Raw genomic sequence first — 26,714 nt, 5'->3', positions numbered from 1 at the left:
CTTGACGGTTGTAGGCTTGCGCGCGCAGAAGCCGCTATTGATCAAGGATGCGCATCATGTCGCCAAATCGTATCCACAGTATTTTGACCATTTGACGACGCTTGGTGCTTCGGTCGAATGGGTAAAATAAAAATAAACTAAAAATGTGAACAGGAGGGGACAGAATGGCTTTTGAAAACCCGTCCAGGGAAGAAATTAAAACCATTTTGGAACAAGTAGGCAATATTGCGGTTGTTGGTTTGTCTGATAAATCAGACCGAACCTCATATATGGTTTCTTATGCGATGCAACAGCGGGGATACCGGATTATTCCGGTTAATCCTGCCGCAGCAGGGCAAACCATTCTTGGGGAGACTTGCTATGCCAGTCTTGCTGAAGTACCCGAGCCCGTCGAATTGGTCAATGTATTCCGCCGTAGTGAATACTGTGCAGAGGTTGCGCGTGAAGCAGTTGCGATTGGAGCCAAGATTTTGTGGCTTCAACAGGGGATTATCAGCCAGGAAGCGGCTGACATTGCACAGGAGCATGGAATGACGGTCATTATGGATCGCTGCATTAAGGTAGAGGACTCGGTGACCCAGGCAGTACGTAAAGGATAATCATAAAGCTGCGCCAAAAACCTTCTTCCCTGGCCTCACAGGGTTGAAGGTTTTTAGTGTGAAATGGGGACTTCGTACAGTATATTATACTTATAGGAATCCATATAATGTATGTATTGTAGCAATAAAGATATTTTTACCTGTAGAAGCGTAAGTAAATATTTTTTGTCAGACGGAATCATCGCTTTGACAAAAGTATGTATTCAGCTTACCATCAGGGATAGAAGGGAGAGGAATGCCATGAATTGGCTCGGATCCTTACAACAGCTTGGTCGTGCTGTCATGCTCCCGACGATGGTACTACCGGCAGCTGCAATATTACTAAGTCTCGGCAGCCTTCCTTGGTCCGCGTGGGGATTCCCTATGGTGTCTGATATGGCTAATGCGGCGGGACACGGGATTTTTTATTTTTTGCCTTACCTGTTTGCGGTTGGTGTTGCACTCGGCATGTCGAATCAGGCAGGTCAGGCGGGACTGGCAGCGCTGGCTGGTATGGCTATATATGATCAAGTCACATTGAGATTTGGAAACGGAATCATTCAGCCGGCGACGCTCATTGGTATCATTTTGGGGGTCATTTCAGGGATCGCCTATAATCGTTTTAAAAGCATTAAGTTGCCCGAAGTGCTGCAGTTTTTTGGGGGTACCCGATTTGTTTTGCTGCTCATTGGCTTGTTCTCTGCTGTGTTCGCAGGACTTATGCTGCTTGTTGCTCCGCTTATTCAGAGTGGATTGCAATTTATAGCAGGTCTGGAATCGAGCTTGGGCGGCTTTGGACTGTTTATATACGGTATTCTATACCGGCTGCTGGCGGCCTTTGGTCTTCACCATCTGCTCAATAATATATTTTGGTTTCAACTGGGTACATATCAAACGCCGTCAGGTAACGTCGTGCAGGGAGATTTACCCCGATTTTTTGCTGGCGATCCAACAGCGGGCTATTTTATGTCCGGGTTGTTCCCTATTATGATGTTTGCAATCCCTGCCATTGCACTGGCGATCATTCAGGAAGCGCGTGAAGATTTGAAGCCCAAGGTACAAAAAACGTTTTTGACGGCTGCGCTTGTCTGCTTTTTTACCGGAGTATCGGAACAGATCGAATTTGCCTTTTTGTTTGCTGCTCCTTATTTGTTCCTCGTTCATGCAGTCATGTCCGGGCTGGCGATGTGGCTTACCTTTGAACTGGATATTCATCACGGTTTTTCCTATTCGGCGGGTTTTATAGATTATGTGCTTAATTTTCATCTATCACATAACGCCTGGTTGCTGATTCCGGTAGGAGTGGCGTATGGCCTTGTATATTATGTACTGTTTCGATGGGCCATCCGGCGATTCCGCATTCCAACTCCCGGCCGCGAGGAGGGTTCGGTTCTGGAGGATTGGGCTGGTAATATCCCTTACAGTGCTCCGCTTATTTTGGAAGCGCTTGGCGGGAAGGAAAATATAGTGCGGGTGGAGGCCTGCATCACACGTTTGCGGCTGACCGTCCATAATGACAGGCTGATTGATACCGGAGCGATGAAGGCTTTGGGCTCGGCCGGGCTGATCAATCTGGGCGGGGGGAACTTGCAGGTCGTATTCGGAACGTATTCAGAACTGATTCGTGAGGAAATTGCAAAGCTGATGGAGCGTGATCTCCCTCAAATTTTGTTCAATGCTCCTGTACATGGAAAAATGCTGCCGATTCATGAAGTGCCTGACAAAATTTTTGCGACTAAGCTGGTCGGGGACGGTGTTGCTTTTGTTCCTGAACGCGGTGAACTTGTATCTCCGGTGTACGGTACTGTGATGCATTTGTATCCGACAATGCACGCTTTAGGCATCTCTACACGAGAGGGACTTGAGGTTCTGCTTCACATCGGGATTGATACTTCACAGCTAAAAGGGAATTTTACTGCTATGGTAGAAGCAGGCGATACGGTGGAGCCGGGGCAATTGCTGATCAAATTTGATTTGCAGGCGCTGCGGGAGCAAGCTCCATCACTGGTGACTCCTATGGTTATCACGAATCCGGATCGCGTCAAGTCATGGAGCTTTGCTCCGTTTAAAACAGTGAAAAAAGGTCAGGCCTCGGTAATGTCCGTTGTGCTGCATGACAGGAATGTTGGAGGGGTAGAAACATGATAGAAGGCATCGGCGCCGCAGCAGGTGTGGCAATCGGGAAGGCATTTGTCCTGCCGAGCTGGGAGTGGGATTTACCTGAGCAAAAAATGGATGCGGTGGATCTTGCGAAGGAATTTGAACGGTTGTATGAAGGGATACGCACATCCAAAAGTGAGATCCAGTTTATTAAGGATGAGTTTCGGGAGATGGTAGGGCCGGAGGAATCCAGCATTTTTGATGCTCATCTTGCGATATTGGAAGATCCAGAGTTCATGAACGAAATCCGTGGAATTATTGAGCGTCAGTACAAGGCAGCCGAGGTCGCAGTTAAGGAAGCCATTGATCATTTTGTGACGATGTTTGATTTATTGGATGATGAATATATGAAGGAACGGGCGATCGACATTAAGGATGTGGGGAACCGGCTGCTCAAGCATTTACTGGGTGCACCGGAAGTCACTCTTCCCAAGGACACACTGCCTTATATATTGGTCGCCAAGGAGCTCTCACCCTCCCAATCGGCTCACTTGAATCCTAGCTATGTGTTAGGCATTGTGACCATGAACGGTGGTAAAACGTCGCACTCTGCGATCATGGCCCGTGCGCTTGGTATTCCGCTCGTTTCGGGACTGGAGAGCAATCTTAATTTGTCTGTCCAGACTGGAGATATGATGATTGTCGACGGGGACCTGGGCAAGGTGTATGTGAATCCGGAAAAAACGGTTATCCACCATTATGAGGTATTGCGTGATGAGCAGCGCCGCAAAAAAGAACAGCTGCAGGTACTTGCTTCCGTGGAAGCTGTGACCAAAGATGGAACCTCACTGAGGCTGGCGGCCAATATCAGTTCCGTTAAGGAGCTGGAGGCAGCCTTGAAGCATGGAGCTCAAGGAGTAGGGCTGTTCCGAACGGAATTTTTATATATGGATCGAAAATCTGCTCCAAATGAAGAGGAGCAGTATGAAGTGTATCGGCTGATAGCGGAAAAGGCAGGGAGTCACGCTGTAGTCATCCGTACATTGGATATCGGCGGAGATAAGCCGCTGAATTACCTTCAATTGCCGGAGGAGGAAAATCCTTTTCTAGGCTACCGAGCTATACGGATCAGTCTGGATTCAAGGGAATTATTCAAAACTCAATTAACTGCAATTTTACGGGCCAGTGCAGCAGGGAACATCAAGGTCATGTATCCGATGATCTCATCGGTCGAGGAATTCCGCCAGGCAGATGCTCTGTTGAAGGAAGCTATGGTGGACTTGGATTCGAGAGGGCTTGCCTACAATCCAAACATTCAGCGCGGGATTATGATTGAGGTTCCAGCCGCGGCAATGATCGCTGATCTATTGGCGGCTGAAGCTGATTTTTTTAGTATCGGAACGAATGATCTGGTTCAGTATGTGCTGGCTGTAGACCGCATGAACGAGCAGATCGCACATATGTACCACCCATACCATCCGGCTGTGCTGCGAATGCTGCGCATGACAGCACAAGCGGCACATCAAGCAGGCATTGATGTGAGTGTGTGTGGTGAGATGGCTGGAGATGAACGATCCATTCCCCTTTGGCTGGAGCTCAGGATACACCAGCTTAGCATGTCCCCACAATCTTTATTGCGGGTTAAGCATCGTGTGCTGAATACGACTGCATCCGAGGCGAAGATGGTCGCTCGGGCTTGCTTCGCTATGTCTACTGCTGCAGCGATCGAAGACAAGCTGACCGCAGCGAATGTCAACTGTATTCCGGCTGGGCCTGGACAGCAGTAATATGGTGCAATGTCTCGAAAGCCACAGCCGCTGATCAGGACGAAAAAGCACCTTCAAACCAATATATTTTTGGTTTGAAGGTGCTTTTTTCTTATTTCTGGCTGTTGTCTGCTAACAGATCACAGAATGCTTTTCCGTAAGGTGGAAGGTCGGGCGGACGACGAGCAGATACAATATGTCCGTCGGTCACAACAGGCTCGTCCCTCCAGATCGCTCCTGCATTCTCCATATCATCACGGATACCTGGTGTGGAGGTTACCGTAACACCGTCCAAGATTTTAGCAGAAATCAGCACCCAGCCTGCATGGCAGATTTGTCCAATTGGTTTACGTGCGGCGTGAAATTCTTGTACGAGTTGAATTACCTTGGGATAGCGGCGCAGCTTATCAGGCGCCCAACCGCCAGGGACAAGAATCCCGTCGTAATCGCTGCTGTTTAGCTCTTCAAAGGCATATTCTGCTTCAGCAGGCACGCCATATTTTCCAATATATTTTTTACCCTTTTCAGCACCGGCTAGATGCACTTCCGCGCCTTCTTCGCGAACACGGTAAACCGGGTACCATAGCTCCAGATCCTCGAATTCCTCATCCACCAGAGCAATAACCTTTTTTCCGGCAAGTCTCGACATCCAACCATCCTTTCGCGCGTCATATGATGACACTGCTGTTATTGTAATCTCTACCTTTACATCTTAAGAAAAAGAACGCCCGAAGTCCATATCCCATTAAAGTTCCGTGGAGCACATAACAAACATGATTGTATTGGTGACTTACCTTGTTTAAAGCAATTTCGCCATTTGCCTCAGCTACAAAAAAAACGGTCGGGAATGAACGACAACTTCACCAATCCTTTGGTAATTTGTTCATGGCTTCAATCTGTGGAAGGATTTGAGGCGTATAAAGTCGAAATAAAACAAGGCATGAAAGATTTTATAGAGTTAACAAAGCTTTTATAGACTAGTAGATAGATATATCTGGATTTGATGAGATCCTCATATAGCTTGATTCTATGTAATGAGGTGGTTAAATGCATAAGCAATGCCAATGCGGCACAACGATGGGACTGGAACTTCGTAAGGTGATTTTTGCTGGTAAGGTTGAAATTCTGCATGTTCCTGTATTTTCATGCCCGTCATGCTTTTCCAGTGAGGTTTTGCAACATGTGACGAAGGACATCAAGGAGCTGCTTCAAAGTCTAGGAGATAACCCCTCGGCCCGGCGAATTTCCTTTGCTCGCAGCAATGAACTGGCTGAGATTATCCGTAAGCTGGTGCTGGAGGAAGCGGACAATCCCAATGTGGACTGGCAATCCTCTCTGGAGGAGCGAATGGAGCTTCGGATCAATCTCTTGCTGGACCTTTATCGTTATGCGAGAAGTCTGGGAGATGAGGATTGGATGAACGATGTAGAGAAAAAACTGGCTCAATTATCCGGTTTTACCAGTAAATCGGTGTTTACAAATACAAAAAACTAAAAAATATGAAAATTTTCATGGTCACCATTGGATTTTGCATGTTCTTTTTGTTACGATGAGAATAGGCCATACGACAAGACACAGAAAGGAATGTATATCCAATGGGGACGATGACGAAAATAACTACTGTTCAACAATTAAATACGGCTCTGGAAGCGACATCAGACAAGCCGTTGCTTCTCTTTAAACATAGCACGCGTTGTCCGATTAGTTCAGGTGCATATCAGGAAATGGAGTCCTATTTGCAAGCCGCTCCCAACGAAATTATTGAATACGGTATCATTTATGTAGTAGAAGACCGACCGGTATCCAATGAGGCTGCGGAGCGGCTCCAGGTAAAGCATGAATCGCCGCAGGCCATTTTAATCAAGGATGGAGAGGCTGTCTGGCATACATCCCATTCGAATATTACAGCCGGTGCACTCCACGATCATCTGACCTAGGTGATGAAGTGCTATCGTTGCATAAAGTAGTATTTTGTCGTATCATGGTTCTAATTAGTTGATCTAGGATTCGGTTGAAAATTTATTGGCAATGGAGAGAAGGAATGTGACGGTAACGATCTATGATGTAGCTCGCGAAGCCGGTGTCTCAATGGCTACGGTGTCCCGTGTAGTTAACAATAATCCTAACGTAAAACCTCAGACACGTAAGAAAGTGTACGAAGCGATTGAACAATTGGGATATCGCCCAAATGCGGTGGCTAGAGGTCTGGCCAGCAAGAAGACGACGACTGTTGGCGTGGTTATTCCGGATATATCGAACTCAATTTTTGCAGAGATTGCGCGCGGTATTGAGGATATTGCGAATATGTATCACTATAACATTATTTTGTGTAATGCCGATAAGCGGAAGGAAAAAGAGATTCGTGTCATCAATACGTTGCTTGAAAAGCAAGTGGATGGACTTCTGTTCATGGGCGGCACAGTCACGGATGAGCATATTCAGGCATTTCATACAGCCGCGGTTCCTATCGTTCTGTGTGCAACGAGTGATGAAAAAGGGAGCTACCCTTCAGTCGATATCGACCATGAAGCAGCTGCTTTTGATGCGGTAAATACACTGATTCGCCACGGTCACCGTCAAATCGCAATGATCAGTGGTACGCTTCAAGATCCTGCAAACGGCTATGCACGTTTCCAAGGTTACAAGAGAGCATTGGAAACTGCCGGAATTGAGTATCAAGAGGATCTCGTGCGAATCGGGAACTACCGCTATGAATCCGGTGTAGAAGCTATGAAATACTTCCTGGGCTTAAAGAAGAAGCCAAGCGCGATTTTTGCTGCTACAGATGAAATGGCGATTGGTGCTATTCATAGCATTCAGGATGAAGGTTTGAAAGTACCTGATGATTTTTCCGTAATCAGTGTGGATAATATTCGTATGGCTTCTATGGTACGTCCTCAGTTGACAACCGTAGCGCAGCCAATGTACGATCTGGGCGCGGTAGCGATGCGATTGCTGACCAAACTGATGAAAAAGGAAAATGTGGATAATGCTCGTGTTATTTTGCCACATGAAACGATTTTGCGGTTGTCAGTTAATTATCTAGATTAAGCGAAGTGCTCAACAGGATATATTTTGATGAAAGCTCTTTTGACGAAAGCTCCTTTGATGGAGCTTTTTTCGCGGGTACATATTTCGTGTGGGTACAATCATCATTAAAGAATAGAGGGATACAGAATGAGCCGGATTTATGGACTAATGGGTGCTATGGATGAAGAGATTGAATTGCTGCTGTCAGCGATGACGGAAGCGAGCAAGACGATCAAGGCCGGAATCACTTACACTACAGGAATCATCCACGGCAAACAGGTTGTCGTATGCAAATCCGGTGTCGGCAAGGTCAATGCTGCGGTAACTACCCAAATCCTGATTGATCGTTTTGGCGTAGAACAGATTATTTTCACGGGAGTCGCGGGGGCAGTACACCCGGATTTAAACATTGGGGATATTGTCATCTCATCCACATGTATGCAGCATGATATGGATGTAAGGGCTTTGGGTTACGCCAGAGGGGTTATCCCTTATCAGGATACGTCGGAATTCGCCGCTGATCCCGAGCTTGTCCGCCTGGCTGAACAAGCCTGCCAATCGTTTGATGATCGTTATATTGTCGGCAAGGTCCTGTCTGGTGATCAATTTGTCGCAAGCCGTGAATTGGTAACTGCATTGCATCAGGAAATGGGCGGCGCTTGTACCGAGATGGAGGGTGCGGCGGTGGCACAGACGGCTCACATGAACGCTGTGCCTTATATTGTCCTGCGTTCTATGTCAGATAAAGCCGACGGATCGGCTCACGTTAATTATGCCGAATTTACGGTTGAAGCATCTCATCGCTCGCATCGTATTGTGGAGTACATGCTCAAGCATTTAGGCTAAGGGCGCCATTTTAGTACATGAATCTTCTCACAAACCGGATGCGGTCAAACTGCTCTCGTGATGCGAGAGGGACATCCTCTCCCATTCGTACCATCAGACAGTTAGCCGGGTGTGAGCATATTTCAGGATCATCCGTGGCGTACCAGACCATATCTACGGTTTTCATCAGACGTTCCATCATGCGGCGGTACTCCCATACGGAAAGGCCGCTGCCCTTTAAATCCCAGTGCCAATAGTACTCAGTCGTAAAAATAATATAGGATTCAAGCTGTCCGTCTTCAAAGGCAATCCGAATCATTCGACTACCCAAGCCCAGTCCGCGATAGTCGTCGGCGACCTCAATGGCTCCAAGCTCCAGCAGGTCTTTCATGCCTGCTTCCGACCAGCGTTCCAACTCATCCGGGTAGTGGAAGGTGACGTATCCCAGAAGGGTTTTCCCATCATGGGCAATGATGATTCTGCCTTCCGGCAGTCCCGAAATTTCCACCAGCGCGTCGAATTGCTCCTTTGGTTTACGAAAGGCGTCCAATTGCGTATGCATTTCAAATGAACGCAGTTGATCAGCGGAAATCGGTCCTTCTACATAGATTGTTTGTCCGTTATGATCCAGCGTGTCCAAGTGGTGCAGTTTTAAATGCTGCATGCGTACGACCTCCTTGTTTACCATCAGCTAGCTCTCCATATCCCCTACTTATAACAAAAAAACAAATAAATGAAAAGGATGGTCGTCACATCCTCATCTATGATATACTGTTTTAGACATAAAATGTTCACAATTAGATGTTTTAAATTAGATATTAAACTAAAGAGAGTGCATTTGCTTTTTGATTTTTGTAAGCGCTATCTTGTCCTGCGCAATTCTCATTATCATATTATGAGGAGGCTGTATGCATGAAGATTGAAGAACTCCAGGCTGTAGTTCCCACATCCAACATGGGCCCGTACGAACAAGCTTACAACCGATTTCAGTGGGAAGATGCAGAACGTCATTTTACGTGGTATGAAACAGGCAAGGTGAACATGGCACATGAAGCCATTGACCGACATGTAGTAGAAGGCCGTGGTGAAAAAACAGCGCTTTTGTATTGTGATGCAAGCCGGCATGAAGCTTACACCTTTTCTCAGCTTCGTGCCAGCTCTAACAGATTTGGCAATGTGCTACGCAAATACGGGATTGGCAAAGGGGAGCGGGTGTTTATTTTCATGCCGCGTTCACCTGAGCTGGTGATTAGCTTGTTTGGTATATTAAAGGTTGGAGCTGTTGTGGGCCCTTTGTTTGAGGCGTTTATGGAGACGGCGGTCAAGGATCGGCTGGAGGATAGCGGGGCGGTGGCGCTAGTGACCACACCTGCACTTCTTTCGCGGATCAAACGCGAGGAGCTTCCTGAGCTGCGACATATTTTTGTGGTTGGTGATATGGACGAACGAGAGCAAGGGGTTATTGATTTTGAAACGGAAATGCTTACGTCCTCAGAAGAGCTTGAACCTGAATGGCTGAGTCGTGAGGATGGATTAATCATTCATTATACGTCAGGCTCCACAGGCAAGCCGAAAGGTGTATATCATGTACAAAATGCGATGATTCAGCATTATTATACTGGCAAGATGGTGCTGGATCTACGGGAGGATGATGTGTATTGGTGTACTGCTGATCCAGGCTGGGTCACAGGAACGTCATATGGCATTTTTGCTCCATGGCTGAACGGAGCGACGAATGTTATTCGTGGGGGGCGCTTCAGTCCAGAGGACTGGTACCGGACGATTGAGCGTTACGAAGTGACCATATGGTATAGCGCTCCTACAGCGTTTCGGATGCTGATGAGCGCGGGAGAGCAGGTTGTTGCCAAGTATGATCTCGGCAGCCTGCGGCATGTGTTATCCGTGGGAGAACCGCTCAATCCCGAAGTGGTAAGATGGGGCTGGCGGGTGTATACGCAGCGCATTCACGATACATGGTGGATGACAGAAACAGGGGGGCAACTGATCTGTAATTACCCTGAGCTGCCGATTAAGCCCGGTTCGATGGGAAAGCCACTACCAGGTATTCAGGCTGCCATACTGGACGACAAAGGACAGGTGCTGCCTCCTAACCGGATGGGGCATTTGGCAATACGTACACCGTGGCCATCGATGATGAACCGTATATGGAACAACCCGAACAAGTATCAGGAGTATTTTCGCTTCCCCGGTTGGTATGTGTCCGGCGACTCTGCCTATATGGATGAGGACGGTTATTTCTGGTTTCAGGGACGGATTGATGATGTCATTAATTCCTCGGGGGAGCGAATCGGTCCTTTTGAGGTCGAGAGCAAGCTTCTGGAGCATCCTGCTGTTGCGGAGGCCGGAGTCATTGGAAAACCAGATACCGTGCGGGGAGAGATCATTAAAGCTTTTGTCGCACTGCGTGAAGGCTACACACCTTCTGAGGCTTTACAGCAGGATATCTACCGCTTTGTCAAGGAGGGGCTGTCTGCTCATGCTGCTCCACGCGAAATTGAATTTAAGGAAAAGCTGCCCAAGACCCGTTCCGGCAAAATTATGAGACGTGTGCTGAAGGCCTGGGAGCTTAACCTTCCTACAGGGGATTTGTCTACCATAGAGGATTAAAATGCTATTCATAATAAAAGTAAAAGAGGGAATCTCCAAAGCCATATGAGCTAAGGAGACTCCCTCTTTTACTTTTATTTACGCTTATGGACGGACGGCTCCAGAAGGAGCCGATTCGCCTATTGCATTTATGGAAGTGACACGGAACCAGCCTTTCGGCTTTTTACCAGCTTTGTATTCAAAGCTGGAAGATGTGGTAGAGCCTATGTTAGTAAAGGGCTCCGCACCGTTTTCACTGTAGTACACATTATAGCCTGTAATAGCGTCCGCAGGTTTTCCGGCACTCCATTGAAGTGCTACAGAAGAGCCTGCTGCCTTAGCCTGGGGCTGTCCAGGAGCAGTAGGAACCTCTGTAGGCTGTACATCTGTTGCCTCTCCCGCACCCGGAACGGCCGGGGACTCCGAATTTACAGGCGGCAATACAAGTGCCGCGCTTGCTTTGGCACTAGGCTCGGACTCATGTCCGCCTACATCAACGGCAGTCACGTAGTAGCTGGAGCTGCTGCCCGCTGGACTGTCTGAGAACACCTTGGAGCCGTCAGCCATGACAACCTTGCCAAGCCGTTGGAAGCTGCCGCCATCTGTAGAACGGTAAAGACGATATCCTACGACGTCGCTGTTTCCGCTTGGACTAAAGCTGATTATGGCCTTTCCATCGCTGTAGCTAACGCTGACGCTCGCTGGAGCATTAGGAGCAGTACCGTAGTCCTTGCGTGGATCGACCTGAGTAGGAGCTTCCTTATCTGCATCCTCAGGGAGATAGTAGGACAACGAGTTATGTCGTTTCATCACCGTAAAGGCCTGCTCAAGCTCTTTAATCAATTCTGAGATAGGTTTTTCCCTTTTTCGAACCGTTCGTTCATACAGCATATCATCCGGTGTACTATCGCGTGGAATGTAATTCACACCTTGATAGGTAATATATTTGGCACGGGTAACGCCATTTTCACTATTTTTGGGTAAATACTTACTGTTGTAAATATCCGAACCATACGCGGATGCTGTACGGCTTACAATACCGTCAGGTCGCTTGAAGCTGTCCGTTTGGAACAGCTGGGAATCTTTGGCCGTTACTTCATTCATAATCAGAGCCCATAAGCGACGTGCACGCTCTTTTTGTACTTTTGTTTCAAGCTTATTGACAGGCTGCTTGTAACCGACCCACACACCCAATGTAACGTCAGGCGTAAATCCCTCGAACCAAACGTCGGTATAGGATTGTGTAGTACCTGTCTTGCCGGCAATCGGAATCTTGCCAGCTTGATTGAAGTTGCGCTTCACCAGTCTGCCTGTACCCTCCGACACTGCTGTACGCAACATATCCGTCATCAGATAGGCCGTTTGCGGCGTGAAGGCTTGTACAGGATTAGGCTGATGCTTGTACACAATATTGCCTTGCGAATCCACAATCTTTTCAATCATATAAGCGTCATTAAATACACCGCCGTTAGGAATGGCTCCATAGGCATTTGTTAGCTCCTCGACAGTCACCCCGTGGGCCAAGCCGCCAAGCACGCCCGTTTGGGCGTTATTATCACTCGGTTCCAGGGTGGTAATGCCCAACTTTTTGGCGAAAGCCCAAGCCTTGCTAATACCCACTTTTTCGTTAAACAGCTTGAGCGCTATCGTGTTTAGCGATTGATTCAGTGCATAACGTGCTGTAACCAATCCTTGATAGCGGTTGTTGGCATTTTTCGGGATATGATATCCGTTGCTGCCATCTTTCAAAATAATAGGAGCGTCGTCCACGATGCTGCCGGGCTGCACAAGACCACTTTCCAATGCAGGAAGATAGGCGGCAATGGGCTTCATCGCTGATCCCGGCTGACGCACCATCTGAGTAGCATAATTCATCTGTTCCTTTTGGAAGTCCCGGCCTTCCATCATCCCGAGAATCGCGCCTGTTTTATGCTGAATCAAAATGGCCGCTGCTTGCTCATCACCCTTGGTTTTACTGGTGGCAGAGAAGTTGTTTTTATTTTCTGCAATTTGGCGCATGGATTTGTATACGCTCTTATCAATGGTGGTGTAGACCATATAGCCACCCGTGCGAAGCTGTTGTTCGGCCTCTTTGAGCAAATCGTTATCATCCTTGGTCTTGGCATCTGCACCAGCATTGGCCGCCTGACCCGGATTCGTGACGGACATCAGTGCCTGCGCAGCTTGCCGTTCTGTTTCCATCATAAGGTATGGATAGGTGTTATAAGCTTTTACAGTACGAGGTGCAAGAGATTTTTTAATATCAAAAGCCATTGCTTCATCATACTGAGCTTTATTGATTTTATTTTCTTCGAGCATTCGACTGAGCACCAGATGTTGACGATTTATTGCCCTTTTAAAGCCGGACTCATTAAACTCGCCCTTACCGTTGAAAGCAGAATAAGAAGAAGGAAGCTGCGGCAGTCCTGCCAGATAGGCGGCCTGGGCCACATTGAGCTTATTTAGATCATTTTCGTTAAAAATACCCTTGGCGGCTGCTTTGATGCCAAAGACGTTGTAACCGCTTGAGCCGTTTCCAAAAGGTACTTTGTTGAGATAGGCTGTAATAATTTGCTGCTTGCTCAGAAAGCGCTCAAGGCGCAGAGACAGCAGAATTTCCTTGACCTTGCGGTCATCTGTGCGATCAAGATTCAGAAAAACACGACGTGCAAGCTGCTGAGTCAGGGTGCTCCCCCCGGTTTGTACAGACTCATGCAGCGCTTTTTGTTTTACAGCGCGCAGCGTTCCTGACAGATCGACACCTTTGTGCTCGTAAAAATGGTTATCCTCAATAGCAATGACTGCGTCAATGACGAGTTGCGGAATCTCCTTAAACGTGACGGGCCGCCGATCTTCCTCTGTCCGGAGCTGTCCGATGGGAGAGCCGTCATTGAAATAAGCAAAGCCCGTTATTGCATTCTTATTTACTTCCTGTTCAATCATGGATCTGGAACGCACTGGCTCGTTTTTGACAATAGAGGCTATATAGCCGGCGGCTGCTCCTCCTGCGAACAGTACCCCCATACAACCGATGATGATGACCCACTTTATGACACGGCCGAGCCTTCGCATGGTTGTCCTTAAGCGGGAAGGCTTTGGCTCTGATACGTTGTTTTTTTCTTCAACCATTAAGTCTTCCTCCTTTTTAACAGCCATTATTATAGCATAAAATTACAAAATGAACCCATATGCTAAAAAGCCTGTCTTTTGGTGTCGTTGACTACACAAAAGCAGTATGTTATAAATAGGACAAAGTAAATATCGTGAAAAGCAGAGAAAGACTTCAGTAGAAGGTGGAATCACGTTGTGCAGAGAGCCGATGGATGGTGTGAATCGGTAGCGTCCCATCTTTGAATTACCGTCTGGAGCTGTCTGGATGAATGGCATTGCCTTTGCAGATTTGCGAAGACGACGATAGTAATCCAGTACCGGGTGTAGACCCGTTATAGAAATGAAGTGAAAGAAACGCTTGTTTTGGCATACGTTTCTTTAATTAGGGTGGTAACGCGAGTAGCTCCTTCTCGTCCCTTGGGATGAAAGGGGCTTTTTGGTTTGTTTAATATGGTAATATTTGGATCATAAAATAGGAGGAATACAGGATGAAATGGGAAGAATTGAAGCCTGAGCAACAGGCAGAGGTAGAGCGACAACTTGATGTGATTCAGCGGGGAGTGGCGGAAATTGTGCCAGAGGATGAGCTGAAGCGCAAGGTTATCAAGTCAGTTGTGAGCGGTGAGCCGCTCAAAATCAAGCTGGGTCTTGATCCGTCTGCACCTGATATTCACATCGGACACACGGTTGTTATGCACAAACTGCGCCAGTTTCAGGAACTGGGGCATCATGTGCAGCTGATTATTGGAGATTTTACAGGGAGAATCGGTGATCCAACAGGCAAATCGGAAACCCGGAAGCAACTGACTGAAGAAGATGTACAGCGTAACGCGCAAACGTATAAGGAACAAATTTTTAAAATTCTTGATCCTGATAAAACAAAGGTATACTACAATTCCGAATGGCTGGGACCGATGTCTTTTGCTGATGTGGTAACCTTGTCCGCCAAGGTCACTGTTGCCCGCATGCTGGAGCGGGATGATTTTACAAAAAGATACCAAAACGGCTTGCCAATCAGCATTCACGAGTTCTTTTACCCTCTGATGCAGGGCATGGATTCGGTAGCTCTGAAAAGCGATATTGAGCTGGGAGGAACGGATCAAAAGTTCAACCTGCTGATGGGCAGAACTCTGCAAAAAGAATACGGTGTAGAGCCGCAGGCGACCATCACGCTGCCACTGCTTGAAGGACTGGATGGCGTGCAGAAGATGAGTAAAAGCTTGGGGAACTACATTGGTGTTGATGAGGAACCGAACGAAATATACGGGAAATCGATGTCCGTTCCTGATGAGCTTATGCTGAAATATTTTGAGCTTGCAACGGATATCAACAATGAGGAGCTTGCGGAGCTGGCAAAAGGCGTGCAGGATGGTTCCGTGCATCCGCGTGATGCTAAAATGAAGCTGGCCGGAACGCTGGTACGCATGTACCATGGTGAGGAAGCTGCGGAAGCAGCCAAGCAGCATTTTGTGACTGTATTCCAGCAACGTGCGCTGCCTGATGATATCGAAGAGTTCACCTTGACGGCTGATCAATTGGAAGAAGGCGGAATTCGTGTGATCCAGCTGCTGACTCATCTGGGCTTTGCGGCATCTAATGGTGAAGCAAAACGTAGTATCCAGCAGGGTTCGGTCAAAATTAATGAAGAGAAGTGGACCGATGTGAACGAAGCATACACGCCGAAGGAAGGCGACATTGTTCAGGTAGGTAAACGTAAATTTGCTAAAATCAAGCTCGGATAATTCAAAATCCTTTTACAAGCAGCGCTGAGATCTGTATAGCATCTCTGCGTTGCTTTTTATTTTTGCCGAGTGAAAGGCCATGGTAAACTTAGCACAAATAATCAAACAAGCAGGTGCAGGATTGTTCATAATGGATTGCGTGGGCTTGCACAATTTTCGTGTAGGGAAATAACCAAAACAATAACAGGTGCGGGGAAGGTTTGTATGGACTATTTTAAACGAATTCAGTGTGCGATTGAGTTTATTGAATTGAATCTGCGGGAGGATTTGAAAATTACTGAGGTTGCTTCACAAGCTTGCTTTTCAGCCTTTCATTTCCAGCGGGTTTTTCAGGCCATTTCGGGCTTTACGGTTCAACAATATATAAGAAGGAGAAGATTGTCCGAGGCGGCTGCAAGGCTGAAACAATCCAGTCAAAAGGTATTAGACATCGCTATTGAGTATCAGTACAACTCGCAAGAAGCATTTACCCGTGCATTTGAAAAGAGTTTTGGTATCACCCCTGGAAAATATCGCGACAGTGATATTGAGCTCCCCGGGCAAAGCAAGATCAATTTTCTAGATTATCAAAAAAACACGAAGGGAGATTTGGATATGAAGAAGCCGGTGATGCGGCAACTCGAAACGATTAAAATCATAGGACATGAATATAAAACAAATCTAAATAATGAGCAACATTATAAAGAAATCCCGGGATTCTATGATCACTTTGGGGCCAATGAATATTTTATGTGTATTCCAAACAAAATCGCACCGGGAATGTCATATGGGATTGCTTGTCGTTTTGAAGACGACGGTGCATTTTCATTTGTGGTGGGCGAGGCAGTTGGGAAAGAATCGAAAGAGCTGGCAGAGGGTTTTATATATATGGAGATTCCAGCGGGGAAGTATGCTGAATTTGACGCTTCAGGCTCAAATGGACGAGTTCAGGATGTACGAGATTTCATCTACGGCACATGGCTTCCCAATTCTAATTTTGAACGGAGGGAGGGGCCTGATTTTGAAATTACGGATGTGATGAATTCTTCCTTTCCTGATCATTTGAGCATCAAGGTGTATATCCCCATTGAATAAAAGCCGCAGACTAGACGCATGGGGAATATAAAAAGCACCCGAACAAAGTTCGGGTGCTTTTCGGTGCTAATGCAAGGATTAGCGGTTGTAGAATTCGACGATTTGTTTTTCGTCGATATCTTGAGACAATTCGCCACGCTCAGGCAAACGAATATATTTACCTTCCAGAGCAGCGTCATTGTACTCCAGGTAAGCAGCCAAGTGGTTGCGGTTTTCCAAAGCTTCTTTAATGGAAGACAGGGAACGACTTCTTTCACGAAGACCGATCACGTCGCCAGGGCTTACTTGGTAAGAAGCGATGTCAACTTTTTTACCGTTCACAGTAACGTGACCGTGAGCTACCAATTGACGTGCGCCTGCACGGGAGTTAGCAAAGCCAAGACGGAACACGAGGTTGTCCAGGCGGCTTTCCAGCAAGAACATGAAGTTTTCACCAGCGATACCGTGCATGTGTTGAGCTTTGTTGAACAGGGTACGGAATTGTTTTTCACCCAAGCCGTACATGTGGCGCAGCTTTTGTTTCTCTTGAAGCTGCATACCGTAGTTACTGATTTTTCTCCGTTGGTTTGCACCATGTTGTCCCGGAGGGAAAGGGCGTTTCAATTCTTTACCTGTGCCGCTCAGGGAAATACCGAGACGACGGCTTAATTTAAATTTAGGACCAGTGTAACGTGCCATTATAGAGTTAACTCCTTCATAATTAAAATTTGAGTTGGGGCTCTCTTTGCGCTCCAATTTGTTCGGCGCTACCAATCAAGGTGAGACGCACTACTGACAGAAAAGTTCAGCCGCTGTCCTGTCAGCAACAAAAAAGATGAGGGTGACACAAACTGTTACGCCCAAAATTTAAGATCCGCACAGTAGATAATTCTGCCGCACAGTCTTTTTCAATAATATATATTATATGTAAGAGTGGGTCAATGTCAAGAAGATAAAAAGAATGAAAACGTCAGAATTTGTCGATAGGGCTTAAGAACTAAAAAAATGGGACGAATTTATGAAAAATGGATGCAAATTTCTAGAGTTGAGAGTAAAATAGAGCATACTACGAGCTATAGTGGTGTATAGCCGCTGTCTTGGTACAGCTAATTTTGCTGTGAAGGAGCGCCTTAATATGTCGGAATTTTCAACAACGGATCAGCAAACGCTTGACGGTTCAACAGTCCAGGCAAGCGGTGCTCCGCTGTTTGATGATAAAGGATATACGTCTATCGTCTGGCTCCAGAAGATGGATATGACACCCTATGACTTCCCCTATATTGCCCAGCTTCTTGTCCAAGGATATCGGAACTGGTTACAGCAGAGCAATGGTATCCCCTGGATCAACGAAGAAGATACTGCTGTTTTTAACTTTACAGGCGTTCGGGTTGCTGGTAGGGAAGAGGACGATAATGAGGATTTGGGCTTAGTTGAACGTTGCTGCTTTTCCAGAGAGATAGAAGTGAGCCAGCGTACACTCCGTGACGGAAGCCTTGGATTTGTATACATGGTTCCCATACTTTGCCGAAATCACAAGAGAGATCTGTTTGCTTTTCTTCGTTTTACACGGTCCGCACAACATGTTTTTGCTGAACAAGATGCTTTGTTGGCGGCTGCTTTACATTTTAGATCCTGCTTTTATTCGAAGTTTGAGTATATATTTATGGAAGATATTCTTGGAGTGCAGAATCGAAGTGATCGTGAAGGTAGACGTCGCTCTATTTTATTTCAGATTGTAAAACGGATGCATGACAAAATTGATGTGGAAGGCGTACTGGACGAAGTATTTGATAGCATCGCCTATTTATTTCCTCAAGTGGATATTACGTTGTATATGAGTCAGGATCGGCACAGTCGCAATCCAAAGGTCAAACCATTGCTGCTGCATGAACGGGACGAGGATGTATGTGTGCGTGCATTTATGAAAGGGCAAATGGCTGTCAACGAGCCTGTTGGCTTGCAAAATGAAGTGACTGAAATCGGCATTCCGTTACGTGGGAAGCAGGGTGTATACGGTGTTTTCCATATGATTCTTCCATCGGGTTCGGATAGTATGAACAAAGTGGATGTAGAACTGATCGCTATGATGGCGGATACAGCCGGCACTGCATTTGAAAATGCCAAGCTGCTGGAGCAATCGAATATACTTATTCATGAATTGCGTCTCATTAATGAGCTGGTTCAGCGCTTAAATCAAAGTCTGAAGTTAAATGAAGTGTTCGAGTTTGCCATGCAGGAGCTATTGAAGATGTTCAAGGCTGACTTTTGCTGTATTGTGCAGCTTGATCAGGAAGAAAGTTATTATAAGGTCACATCAAGCAATGTGGAAAGTGTGAGGCTGCACAGTTATCCTCGTGATGAAGGGTTTGCTGGATTAGTGTGTAAAACAGGTGATCCTGTTATTGTGTCAGACTATAGAAAAGAAGGGAAGATATCCTCAACGTTAATGGATTTGACGGACTCCCTATCTTTGATGGCTGTACCTATGAAAACCAGCGGTACTCCCATGGGAGTAATACTATTGTCCAGCAAGCTTCCGAACTTTTTCTCATATGATAATTACAAGATGCTGCAAATGCTGGCCCCCCACATCTGGCTGGCGGTAACCAACGCTATGCTGCATGCTGAGGTGCGACGGTTGGCCAATATGGATATGTTAACGGGGCTGTATGTACGTCATTATGTGGATCAATTTATACAGCAGCATCAAGAAAAGGACTTCTGCGGATCGCTTATTTTGGTGGATATTGATCAATTCAAACAAGTGAATGATACGTATGGGCATCAGACGGGTGACGAAATTTTGAAAAGCGTCAGTGATATCGTTCGTTCCACGACTCGTGATGAGGACGTATGTGCTAGATGGGGCGGCGAGGAGCTTGCTATCTATTTGCCACAACTCGGCGTTCTACAGGCGCTCCAATATGCGGAAAAGATACGTTACCGCGTACAGCATGAAACCGAGCCTCGTGTGACTGTTTCCTGCGGGATTGCTGAATGGAATTGGCTGGACGAGCAGATCAGCATTGAATCTTTGTTTTATAGCGCGGATATGGCGCTGTATGAGGCGAAAAATGAAGGACGTAATCGAATCGTTATTGATCATGCAGGCAGTGCATAGAGAATGTTCCTTCGGGAATGTTCTCTTTTTTTGTCTTGCATAACTCATTGCAGACAGGAAATCCTAATCATAGCTTTAAGGTGCATATACATGAAGCTAGCCTTACCACGAATAAGTAAACCAGACAACATGACTGCCTCAGAGTAGAATGTTACTCAAGGATTCAGTGATGTTCGGGATAGAACAGGCGGATGATGGGATGCATTGGCGAAAACAATGGGTTATGATGGTCTTTATATTACTTGTGATGTGTTTGTTGAGTGGTTGTGCGCTAATAGGACGGCAATATACACCTGAGCAGATTTTTAAAAGAGCCGTTGCAGGAATAGCGGGCAAAGAGATGCTAACGTTTACTGGGCGGACTGGAGTTAGAGTCGGCAACGGTCTGCCTATGCATAAACAGTTTAAATATCGTGGGATCGTAAGTAATCACGATGAACTGGCCATGGACTGGGGCTCTACGGAGGTCTTTCGTAAGCGTGGTGACTATGCAGCACTAAAAAAAGGCAAATCCGGGCAGGAAATAACACATGCACGTTTTGTTCGTCAGCATGGAAAATGGAATGCACTGGCATCTGGCCATAACACTGTGGCTGGCGAAGGCATGTTAGATCGCTTTAATCCGATTCAGGAGCTGGAGGAGCTAAACACGCTAAATAAGACGATTCGTATGGAGGCCAGTGCTGCGAGGGGAACCTGGGTGGTGCGGATTGAGCCAGAACCCGCCTCGGCAAAGCATTGGTTGAAAGAACGTTTAATGAAAGAAATGAGAACAATAAATGATCAAATTGTGATATTAGGCACGAAGCATAAAGGTTCAAATCAAGAGGTGCAACAAAAGCTGAACCAAGTATGGGTGCAAAGCTGCGAGGAACTGAACCGCCAGTTGGAGCATTCCGTTGTGCAGGCTGTGTATCATTTGACTATAGATCGCCAAACGGGCTTACCCTTGAAGCTATCATCGGATTGCCGAATTTCCAGGCAGGAAGCGAATGAAGAAGTGCATGAAGAAGCACTTATTACCAGAGTTGCTTTTGAGGACTACAAGTAACGGGGCGGGCATGATACAATGGATTTTGAATTAACCATTGTTCAAAAAGAATGAAATAGAGAAGGAGAGATAATTCATGAAAGATCCCAGAGTACTTAAATTGGCTGAAAACCTGGTAGGATACTCAGTTGAAGTGCAGCCAGGAGAAAATGTGCTGATTGAAATGATCGGTGGGGAGCGCGATTTGCTTAACGCCATCATTCATGAAGTGGGCAAAAAAGGCGGCAATGTCTTTGTTCAGCTTACGGACCGCAAAGTACAGAGTGCCATGCTTCGCCATGCGACAAAGGAAATGCTGGAAACCTGGGCTGAAATTGACCTCAACCGGATGAAGCAAATGCATTGCTACATCGGGATTCGCGCAGGAGAAAATGTAAATGATCTGTCAGATGTACCAGAAGAGAAAATGAAAATGTATAATTCCATTTATCAACATGCGGTACATAGCGAGCAACGGGTAAAACATACAAAATGGGTCGTGCTGCGTTATCCGAATGACAGCATGGCTCAATTGGCGAACATTAGCACAGAAGCGTTCGAAGATTTTTATTTCGATGTGTGCAATCTGGACTACGCTAAAATGGACAAAGCACAGGATGCGCTGGCAGACCTGATGAATCGGACAGATAAGGTGCGGATCAAGGGGCCAGGTACAGACCTGAATTTCTCTATCAAGCAAATCGGGGCCGTTAAATGCTCGGGTCAATGCAATATTCCAGATGGTGAAGTCTACAGTGCGCCTGTACGTGACTCCGTTAACGGAACCATTAGCTATAATGCGCAAACACTCTATAATGGCATCACCTTTGAGAATGTCAAATTCCGTTTTGAAAATGGTAAAATCGTGGAAGCAACGAGCAACGATACGAAACGACTGAATGATATTCTGGATTCTGACGAGGGAGCACGCTATATTGGCGAGTTTGCGATCGGGTTTAACCCGTACATTTTACATCCGATGAAGGATATTCTGTTTGATGAGAAGATTGCTGGAAGCTTGCATTTTACACCGGGTCAAGCTTATGAAACAGCAGATAATGGTAACCGTTCTTCGATTCATTGGGATTTGGTATTGATTCAGCGTCCGGAATATGGCGGCGGTGAGATTTATTTTGATGATGTTCTGATCCGTAAAGATGGTATTTTTGTATTGCCTGAGCTGGAGCCGTTAAATCCTGAAAACTTGAAATAACGATATCCCTTCTTGATGAGAAAGCGATTTCAATGTATCATAATGAATGAGCAGTGATACATGACAATCCAGTAAAGCGAGGGATCTTACGATGTCCAACAATAATGCGGCGGTTGTTGAAATTGCACAGACGGCGAGCAAATTCACTTCTTCCATCGTCCTTCATTCCGAAAATAAGTATATTGATGTGAAAAGTATACTGGGCTTGTTTACGACCTTGGTCAGCAGCCACAGTTATGAACTGCACGTTCACGGGCCTGATGCTGAGGAAGCCAAAGAAGCAATTATTGAGGTATTCAAGAAGCACGGACTGCACATTTCAGTAGCCACCTAACTTTATTCATAAGCAGAAGCATCCCTACCTGTAACTGTAGGGATGCTTTTTTTGTCAGGTTCTTGTATTAGCCTGCAATTTGGTCTAATATTAAGGATAGGACGTCTTGTGCGACATTGAGACATAGGGGGGAAGAATCCATGACTTCATCTGATTTGCAGGAACAATTGAATATCAAGGCCATTAATCTGCTTCAGGAAGATGCAGATAAAATAAAGAAGCTTATTGAAGTACAGATGGAGAATCTGGCAACCCGTTACTGCCCTCTCTATGAGGAAGTGCTGGATACTCAGATGTACGGATTTTCCAAGGAAGTGGATTTTGCGGTCCGCGCTGGACTTCTTCCGGAAATGGTAGGTAAACAGCTGGTCAGTGAGCTGGAACGCAATCTGGCTATTCTATATGAGGCCATGAACAATAAGGCCAATTAGAAAGACGGTTTGAATGAATGAGAGCATGCGGAGTCTGAGAGCATGCTTTTTTTGATGCCTTTTTGTGTAAAAGTGGTCGGAATGGTGCTGTACAAGCGAAGCACCATCCGACTGTGCAGTGGCACGAAAGAAGCTTTTAAGTTCAGCTTATATAATACATCCAAATTTTTCCTCAGAGCGAGAATTCATCGTTTTTGAGCACCTGTTAACTTTATATAAGAAAAAAGGATACACCTAACAAGATATACACCACTAGCAGCATCAGACCTTCATACCAGTTAGTTGAACCGTCCTGAGTAATGGATTTGGCGATAAATACAGAGACGGCAATGGCAACCAGCTCAATCGTGGTGAACACGATATTCATTGTGTTTCCCATAAAGTAACTGACAAAAATCAGCACAGGGGCAACAAATAGCGCAATTTGCAGGCTGCTGCCCACTGCGATTTCGACGGATGCGCCGATTTTGTTTTTCATTGCCAGCAAAATGGCGGCGCTGTGTTCGGCTGCATTCCCGATAATCGCGACAAGGAACGCACCTACGAACAGTTCACTGAGCCCAAACTGAACCGTGAATACCTCCAGTGTCTTTACCAGCCATTCGCTGACAAAAGCCACCATGGCGGTAGCAAGCACCAAATAGGCAATGGACTTGTTTCTGGACCACACCGGGACATGCTCATGCGGCAATTCTTCATCCTTTTGTTCGGTCACATCGTCCAAATAGTCCTTATGTGTAATCATGGAAAAAATCAGCCACGCAATATACGCGACAATGAGCGTGCCAGCTACAATGAGACTGAGCGTGTCCGATTCGTTGTCTGTGATGACATGTGTATTCAAAAAGACAGCCGGTACGAATAAAGCGATAACAGCCACAATCATCAGCGAGCCGCTTAGTGAGGCCAGCGATACATTGAAATTTTGCACCTTGTATTTCAATCCGCCAGCGAACAGACTTGCTCCGAGGACCAGCAGCAGATTGCCGATAATGGACCCGGTAAGACTAGCCTTTACCATATCGTAAAGACCTTCTTTGACAAGAAAGATGGCGATGATCAGTTCGGCTGCGTTGCCGAAGGTGGCATTTAAAAATCCACCCAGACGTTGCCCGGCATAATGTGCTACGCTTTCGGTCGCTTTGCCGAGAAAACCAGCTACGAACACGACAGCGATGGCACAAATGATGAATTGGGCGATAGCGTTCCAATGCGTGTAATGAGCGACTGCACTAAGAGCAAATGTCGCTATAAGCAAAGCGGGAGATAACCATTTTTTCAATGAAGAGCACCTCGATATCAGTGGATGTGTACAAGTTTGATGAATGCTGTCACTTGTACGGATTTTCTAAATTAATATACCCAAAATGGTATAGGTTGTAAACGAAAGTCGTTTTTCATACGTAAGGTTTGCATTTGCAGTGGCAGAGGCTTTACAATACAAATAAAGGATGCATGAAGGGGGACATAGGTCATGGCAGAGCAAATTCAACAACTGGAAGCAGGAAACATCAAGATTTCCAACGATGTCGTAGGTAAAATTGCGGGGATGGCCGCACTAGAGACACCAGGCATTGCTGCAATGTCAGGCGGCTTATCAGAAGGCTGGGCCAAAAGGCTGAGCGGTAAAAATGTGCAAAAAGGCGTATCTGTGGAGGTCGGACAGCTCGAAGCTGCCATTGATCTACGTATTATCGTGGTTTACGAAACACCTATTCATGAAGTGTCCCGAATACTTCAGCAAAATGTGCGAGAAGCCGTCGAAAGCATGACGGGTTTGCGGGTCGTGGAAGTGAACGTAAAAGTAGAAGGTGTTGCCTTCAAGGACGACGCGGTATAAAAGGATCTAACGGATAGAATAAGAACACGAAAGCTGGCGGTTGTAGCATCGCCAGTTTTTGTTTGTGGACCTACAGTAAAAGCATTATGCGGACAGCCATGTGAATATACATATACAAAAGAACTTCCAAAGCCACTGTGCAGGTGGTCCATGGAAGTTCTTTTTTTAACGATAACGGTTGGTTCTACGGGCTTGAAAGCGGTTGGGTACTTCGCTGCGGATAGCTACGCCTGTCGTGCGCTCCTGTACCGCCTGCTTGGTGTTTTCACGGGAAATGCTGAGCATAATGCCCATAGAGAACATCATGACGAGCAGAGAAGAACCACCAAAGCTGATAAAGGGAAGCGTTACCCCGGTAATTGGAATTGTCTGTGTTACGCCACCGATATTAATGAATGCCTGAATGGCGATCAATCCCATAATACCTGTACCCACCAGCGTCCCGAACGGATCACGGCAACGAAGGGCGATAAGCATCCCACGCCAAATGAAATACAAATATAGCATCAGGAAGATGGCTGTTCCGATAAAGCCGAATTCTTCACCAATGACGGAGAAAATAAAATCATTAAACGAATTGGGCAAATAGTGAAGCTTGATAATGCCTTTGCCAAATCCTGATCCGCTTAGACCGCCGTCACCTATGGCTTGCAGGGACTGCACCAGATTATATCCGACACCCTGTTTATGTTCCATGGGATTGAGAAAGGCTTGAAAACGTCCAACTTTGTAATCTTGCTTCGCTACAGCTTGTCCATCTACGCCGGAATCTCCAAACAACGATCCTATGCCAAAAACGATGGAAGCACCCAACACGAGCAGAGCGACTGATGCCGTAATATGCTTGATGCTGGCTCCTCCGGCATAAATAATCAAGCCACTGGTGGCTACCAGAATAAAGCAGGAGCCAAGGTCAGGCTGAAGCATGATGAGTCCTGCAACAAAGCCCACAATGACGGTTACAGGTATGTAGCCAGTCCGCAAGTCTCTAAAGCGATCCCCTTTTTTAACGATCAGTGCAGATAAGTAAAGAATAATGGAGATTTTCGCAAGCTCCGTCGGCTGGAATCCAATACTGCCAAACCTGATCCAGCTTTTTGCGCCGTTAAGAGAGCCAGTGAAAAGAACGATAACCAGCAATAGTATGGTTATGAAGAACAAAGGCACAAAAAGCTTTTTATATTTTTCCATTTTGATATTCATAGCTACCAACATAATGAAAAGCCCAAGTACAGCAAATGCCGATTGGCGCTTCACAAAATATAAAGAGTCAAAATTGGTATCTTTATTCAGCAGAGCTACGCTGGAGCTGGCGCTAAATACCATGATTACACCGAATCCAACAAGCAACAAAGTGAGGATCAGCAATTGGAAATCCGGTGTGCCTCTTCTTCGAGCCTCCGGCTTCGTATTTCTCATATCAGCTTCCCCCGGTATTCGTCGCAAGGTACATTCCTCGCAGACATATCATTTTATCGTTTATCCATTTATCATAGTATGTTTGTTAGGCTTCTGCAACCTCCATGGAGCAACAGATATCGCAACAATTCCATATCTGCTACAATAGGATAAATAATGAAGACCTATGGTAGCGCGTACGCAATGAAGCTGCAAGATTTATCAGAAATCGGGAGTTTGCCCGGTGCTTTAACAAGGAGAGGTGGAGCAAAATGACACAACATTCGACAGACAGGTCCTGGTTTATGACACAACATTCGACAGACAGGTCCTGGTTTGATCAATTGCAGGCACATATGGTGGAATGGCGCAGATATTTACATAAGAATCCCGAAATTTCTTTTCAGGAAAGCAACACCGCTGCTTTTGTAGCGGATAAGCTGGAGAGTTGGGGAATAGAGGTTCGCCGTCAGGTCGGAGGACACGGTGTTGTAGGTACTATTCGTGGTGCCAAGCCCGGACCTGTCGTGATGCT

General features: G+C 46.2%; 22 protein-coding genes, 1 pseudogene and 1 other annotated feature. Of the genes and pseudogenes, 17 read left to right on the top strand and 6 right to left on the bottom strand.

The window, feature by feature from the left end; all coding sequences use genetic code 11:
- Window positions 1–164 precede the first annotated feature (164 nt).
- The 3 genes from WG8_RS14945 (at window position 165) to ptsP (ending at window position 4,465) form a co-directional block, all read left to right on the top strand.
- On the top strand, window positions 165–599 hold the full coding sequence (locus WG8_RS14945; RefSeq protein WP_007431046.1) for a CoA-binding protein: 435 nt from the start codon (window positions 165–167) through the stop codon (window positions 597–599).
- Window positions 600–839: 240 nt separating this feature from the next.
- Window positions 840–2,723, top strand: coding sequence for a glucose PTS transporter subunit IIA (locus WG8_RS14940; RefSeq protein WP_007431045.1), 1,884 nt, complete (start codon window positions 840–842; stop codon window positions 2,721–2,723).
- Window positions 2,720–4,465: a phosphoenolpyruvate--protein phosphotransferase gene (ptsP, locus tag WG8_RS14935; protein ID WP_007431044.1), complete on the top strand. Its 1,746-nt coding sequence runs from the start codon at window positions 2,720–2,722 to the stop codon at window positions 4,463–4,465. The genes WG8_RS14940 and ptsP overlap by 4 nt, the downstream gene beginning before the upstream one ends.
- Window positions 4,466–4,556: 91 nt before the next feature.
- On the opposite strand, the gene WG8_RS14930 is transcribed toward ptsP, so the two are convergent.
- Window positions 4,557–5,093, bottom strand: coding sequence for a type 1 glutamine amidotransferase domain-containing protein (locus WG8_RS14930; protein WP_007431043.1), 537 nt, complete (start codon window positions 5,091–5,093; stop codon window positions 4,557–4,559).
- A 398-nt stretch (window positions 5,094–5,491) separates the two neighbouring features.
- Here WG8_RS14930 and WG8_RS14925 point away from each other — a divergent pair, with 398 nt between their 5' ends.
- The 4 genes from WG8_RS14925 to WG8_RS14910 all read left to right on the top strand — a co-directional run bounded on the left by WG8_RS14925 (window position 5,492) and on the right by WG8_RS14910 (window position 8,320).
- The gene (locus tag WG8_RS14925) at window positions 5,492–5,938 is read left to right on the top strand and encodes a hypothetical protein (RefSeq protein WP_007431042.1); all 447 of its coding nucleotides are present in this window, start codon (window positions 5,492–5,494) and stop codon (window positions 5,936–5,938) included.
- A 101-nt stretch (window positions 5,939–6,039) separates the two neighbouring features.
- Complete coding sequence (gene ytxJ / locus WG8_RS14920) at window positions 6,040–6,381, top strand: bacillithiol system redox-active protein YtxJ (RefSeq protein WP_007431041.1); 342 nt, start codon at window positions 6,040–6,042, stop codon at window positions 6,379–6,381.
- Window positions 6,382–6,487: 106 nt separating this feature from the next.
- Window positions 6,488–7,495, top strand: coding sequence for a catabolite control protein A (gene ccpA / locus WG8_RS14915; protein ID WP_007431040.1), 1,008 nt, complete (start codon window positions 6,488–6,490; stop codon window positions 7,493–7,495).
- A 126-nt stretch (window positions 7,496–7,621) separates the two neighbouring features.
- A complete protein-coding gene (locus WG8_RS14910) occupies window positions 7,622–8,320 on the top strand; it encodes a 5'-methylthioadenosine/adenosylhomocysteine nucleosidase (protein ID WP_007431039.1) in 699 nt (232 codons plus the stop codon).
- 10 nt (window positions 8,321–8,330) lie between these two features.
- Here WG8_RS14910 and WG8_RS14905 read toward each other — a convergent pair whose 3' ends face one another.
- On the bottom strand, window positions 8,331–8,963 hold the full coding sequence (locus WG8_RS14905) for a GNAT family N-acetyltransferase (protein WP_043891090.1): 633 nt from the start codon (window positions 8,961–8,963) through the stop codon (window positions 8,331–8,333).
- Window positions 8,964–9,211: 248 nt separating this feature from the next.
- Between WG8_RS14905 and acsA the strand changes: the two genes are divergently transcribed.
- A complete protein-coding gene (acsA, locus tag WG8_RS14900; RefSeq protein WP_007431037.1) occupies window positions 9,212–10,927 on the top strand; it encodes an acetate--CoA ligase in 1,716 nt (571 codons plus the stop codon).
- A gap of 84 nt (window positions 10,928–11,011) precedes the next feature.
- On the opposite strand, the gene WG8_RS14895 is transcribed toward acsA, so the two are convergent.
- A complete protein-coding gene (locus tag WG8_RS14895) occupies window positions 11,012–14,035 on the bottom strand; it encodes a penicillin-binding protein 1A (RefSeq protein ID WP_007431036.1) in 3,024 nt (1,007 codons plus the stop codon).
- A 135-nt stretch (window positions 14,036–14,170) separates the two neighbouring features.
- Window positions 14,171–14,438, top strand: a binding site (T-box leader).
- Between the two features lie 67 nt (window positions 14,439–14,505).
- On the opposite strand from WG8_RS14895, the gene tyrS reads away from it, so the two are divergent.
- Both tyrS and WG8_RS14885 read left to right on the top strand, forming a co-directional pair.
- On the top strand, window positions 14,506–15,759 hold the full coding sequence (gene tyrS / locus WG8_RS14890; protein WP_007431035.1) for a tyrosine--tRNA ligase: 1,254 nt from the start codon (window positions 14,506–14,508) through the stop codon (window positions 15,757–15,759).
- Window positions 15,760–15,963: 204 nt separating this feature from the next.
- Window positions 15,964–16,833 carry an AraC family transcriptional regulator gene (locus tag WG8_RS14885; RefSeq protein WP_007431034.1) on the top strand — a complete coding sequence of 290 codons (870 nt, stop codon included), beginning with the start codon at window positions 15,964–15,966 and terminating at the stop codon, window positions 16,831–16,833.
- Window positions 16,834–16,911: 78 nt separating this feature from the next.
- Here WG8_RS14885 and rpsD read toward each other — a convergent pair whose 3' ends face one another.
- On the bottom strand, window positions 16,912–17,511 hold the full coding sequence (gene rpsD / locus WG8_RS14880; RefSeq protein ID WP_007431033.1) for a 30S ribosomal protein S4: 600 nt from the start codon (window positions 17,509–17,511) through the stop codon (window positions 16,912–16,914).
- 436 nt (window positions 17,512–17,947) lie between these two features.
- Between rpsD and WG8_RS14875 the strand changes: the two genes are divergently transcribed.
- The 5 genes from WG8_RS14875 (at window position 17,948) to WG8_RS14855 (ending at window position 22,941) form a co-directional block, all read left to right on the top strand.
- Window positions 17,948–19,933: a sensor domain-containing diguanylate cyclase gene (locus WG8_RS14875; protein WP_007431032.1), complete on the top strand. Its 1,986-nt coding sequence runs from the start codon at window positions 17,948–17,950 to the stop codon at window positions 19,931–19,933.
- 199 nt (window positions 19,934–20,132) lie between these two features.
- The gene (locus tag WG8_RS14870; RefSeq protein WP_007431031.1) at window positions 20,133–20,984 is read left to right on the top strand and encodes a hypothetical protein; all 852 of its coding nucleotides are present in this window, start codon (window positions 20,133–20,135) and stop codon (window positions 20,982–20,984) included.
- 76 nt (window positions 20,985–21,060) lie between these two features.
- On the top strand, window positions 21,061–22,176 hold the full coding sequence (locus tag WG8_RS14865) for an aminopeptidase (RefSeq protein ID WP_007431030.1): 1,116 nt from the start codon (window positions 21,061–21,063) through the stop codon (window positions 22,174–22,176).
- Between the two features lie 91 nt (window positions 22,177–22,267).
- On the top strand, window positions 22,268–22,510 hold the full coding sequence (locus WG8_RS14860; protein WP_007431029.1) for an HPr family phosphocarrier protein: 243 nt from the start codon (window positions 22,268–22,270) through the stop codon (window positions 22,508–22,510).
- A 140-nt stretch (window positions 22,511–22,650) separates the two neighbouring features.
- Complete coding sequence (locus WG8_RS14855) at window positions 22,651–22,941, top strand: YlaN family protein (RefSeq protein WP_007431028.1); 291 nt, start codon at window positions 22,651–22,653, stop codon at window positions 22,939–22,941.
- A gap of 211 nt (window positions 22,942–23,152) precedes the next feature.
- Here WG8_RS14855 and cax read toward each other — a convergent pair whose 3' ends face one another.
- The gene (gene cax / locus WG8_RS14850; protein ID WP_007431027.1) at window positions 23,153–24,223 is read right to left on the bottom strand and encodes a calcium/proton exchanger; all 1,071 of its coding nucleotides are present in this window, start codon (window positions 24,221–24,223) and stop codon (window positions 23,153–23,155) included.
- Between the two features lie 192 nt (window positions 24,224–24,415).
- Here cax and WG8_RS14845 point away from each other — a divergent pair, with 192 nt between their 5' ends.
- On the top strand, window positions 24,416–24,781 hold the full coding sequence (locus tag WG8_RS14845; protein WP_007431026.1) for an Asp23/Gls24 family envelope stress response protein: 366 nt from the start codon (window positions 24,416–24,418) through the stop codon (window positions 24,779–24,781).
- Between the two features lie 165 nt (window positions 24,782–24,946).
- Here WG8_RS14845 and ftsW read toward each other — a convergent pair whose 3' ends face one another.
- Window positions 24,947–26,200: a putative lipid II flippase FtsW gene (ftsW, locus tag WG8_RS14840; protein ID WP_007431025.1), complete on the bottom strand. Its 1,254-nt coding sequence runs from the start codon at window positions 26,198–26,200 to the stop codon at window positions 24,947–24,949.
- Window positions 26,201–26,484: 284 nt separating this feature from the next.
- Between ftsW and WG8_RS28505 the strand changes: the two are divergent.
- Window positions 26,485–26,714 (top strand): annotated as a pseudogene (locus WG8_RS28505) (amidohydrolase); the annotation flags it as partial.

It is taken from the genome of Paenibacillus sp. Aloe-11 (genome assembly GCF_000245715.1).
Lineage (GTDB): Bacteria > Bacillota > Bacilli > Paenibacillales > Paenibacillaceae > Paenibacillus > Paenibacillus kribbensis.
Note: the sequence above shows the minus strand (reverse complement) of the source record. Positions and strands in the feature narration are given on the sequence as shown.

Coding starts and splice junctions, on each gene's coding strand:
- WG8_RS14895 (WP_007431036.1), bottom strand. CDS start 14,035: ATGGTTGAAGAAAAAAACAACGTATCAGAGCCAAAGCCTTCCCGCTTA.
- ptsP (WP_007431044.1), top strand. CDS start 2,720: ATGATAGAAGGCATCGGCGCCGCAGCAGGTGTGGCAATCGGGAAGGCA.
- WG8_RS14930 (WP_007431043.1), bottom strand. CDS start 5,093: ATGTCGAGACTTGCCGGAAAAAAGGTTATTGCTCTGGTGGATGAGGAA.
- ytxJ (WP_007431041.1), top strand. CDS start 6,040: ATGGGGACGATGACGAAAATAACTACTGTTCAACAATTAAATACGGCT.
- WG8_RS14905 (WP_043891090.1), bottom strand. CDS start 8,963: ATGCAGCATTTAAAACTGCACCACTTGGACACGCTGGATCATAACGGA.
- WG8_RS14875 (WP_007431032.1), top strand. CDS start 17,948: ATGTCGGAATTTTCAACAACGGATCAGCAAACGCTTGACGGTTCAACA.
- ftsW (WP_007431025.1), bottom strand. CDS start 26,200: ATGAGAAATACGAAGCCGGAGGCTCGAAGAAGAGGCACACCGGATTTC.
- WG8_RS14860 (WP_007431029.1), top strand. CDS start 22,268: ATGTCCAACAATAATGCGGCGGTTGTTGAAATTGCACAGACGGCGAGC.
- WG8_RS14865 (WP_007431030.1), top strand. CDS start 21,061: ATGAAAGATCCCAGAGTACTTAAATTGGCTGAAAACCTGGTAGGATAC.
- rpsD (WP_007431033.1), bottom strand. CDS start 17,511: ATGGCACGTTACACTGGTCCTAAATTTAAATTAAGCCGTCGTCTCGGT.
- WG8_RS14940 (WP_007431045.1), top strand. CDS start 840: ATGAATTGGCTCGGATCCTTACAACAGCTTGGTCGTGCTGTCATGCTC.
- WG8_RS14845 (WP_007431026.1), top strand. CDS start 24,416: ATGGCAGAGCAAATTCAACAACTGGAAGCAGGAAACATCAAGATTTCC.
- WG8_RS14885 (WP_007431034.1), top strand. CDS start 15,964: ATGGACTATTTTAAACGAATTCAGTGTGCGATTGAGTTTATTGAATTG.
- tyrS (WP_007431035.1), top strand. CDS start 14,506: ATGAAATGGGAAGAATTGAAGCCTGAGCAACAGGCAGAGGTAGAGCGA.
- WG8_RS14925 (WP_007431042.1), top strand. CDS start 5,492: ATGCATAAGCAATGCCAATGCGGCACAACGATGGGACTGGAACTTCGT.
- acsA (WP_007431037.1), top strand. CDS start 9,212: ATGAAGATTGAAGAACTCCAGGCTGTAGTTCCCACATCCAACATGGGC.
- WG8_RS14855 (WP_007431028.1), top strand. CDS start 22,651: ATGACTTCATCTGATTTGCAGGAACAATTGAATATCAAGGCCATTAAT.
- WG8_RS14910 (WP_007431039.1), top strand. CDS start 7,622: ATGAGCCGGATTTATGGACTAATGGGTGCTATGGATGAAGAGATTGAA.
- WG8_RS14870 (WP_007431031.1), top strand. CDS start 20,133: ATGCATTGGCGAAAACAATGGGTTATGATGGTCTTTATATTACTTGTG.
- WG8_RS14945 (WP_007431046.1), top strand. CDS start 165: ATGGCTTTTGAAAACCCGTCCAGGGAAGAAATTAAAACCATTTTGGAA.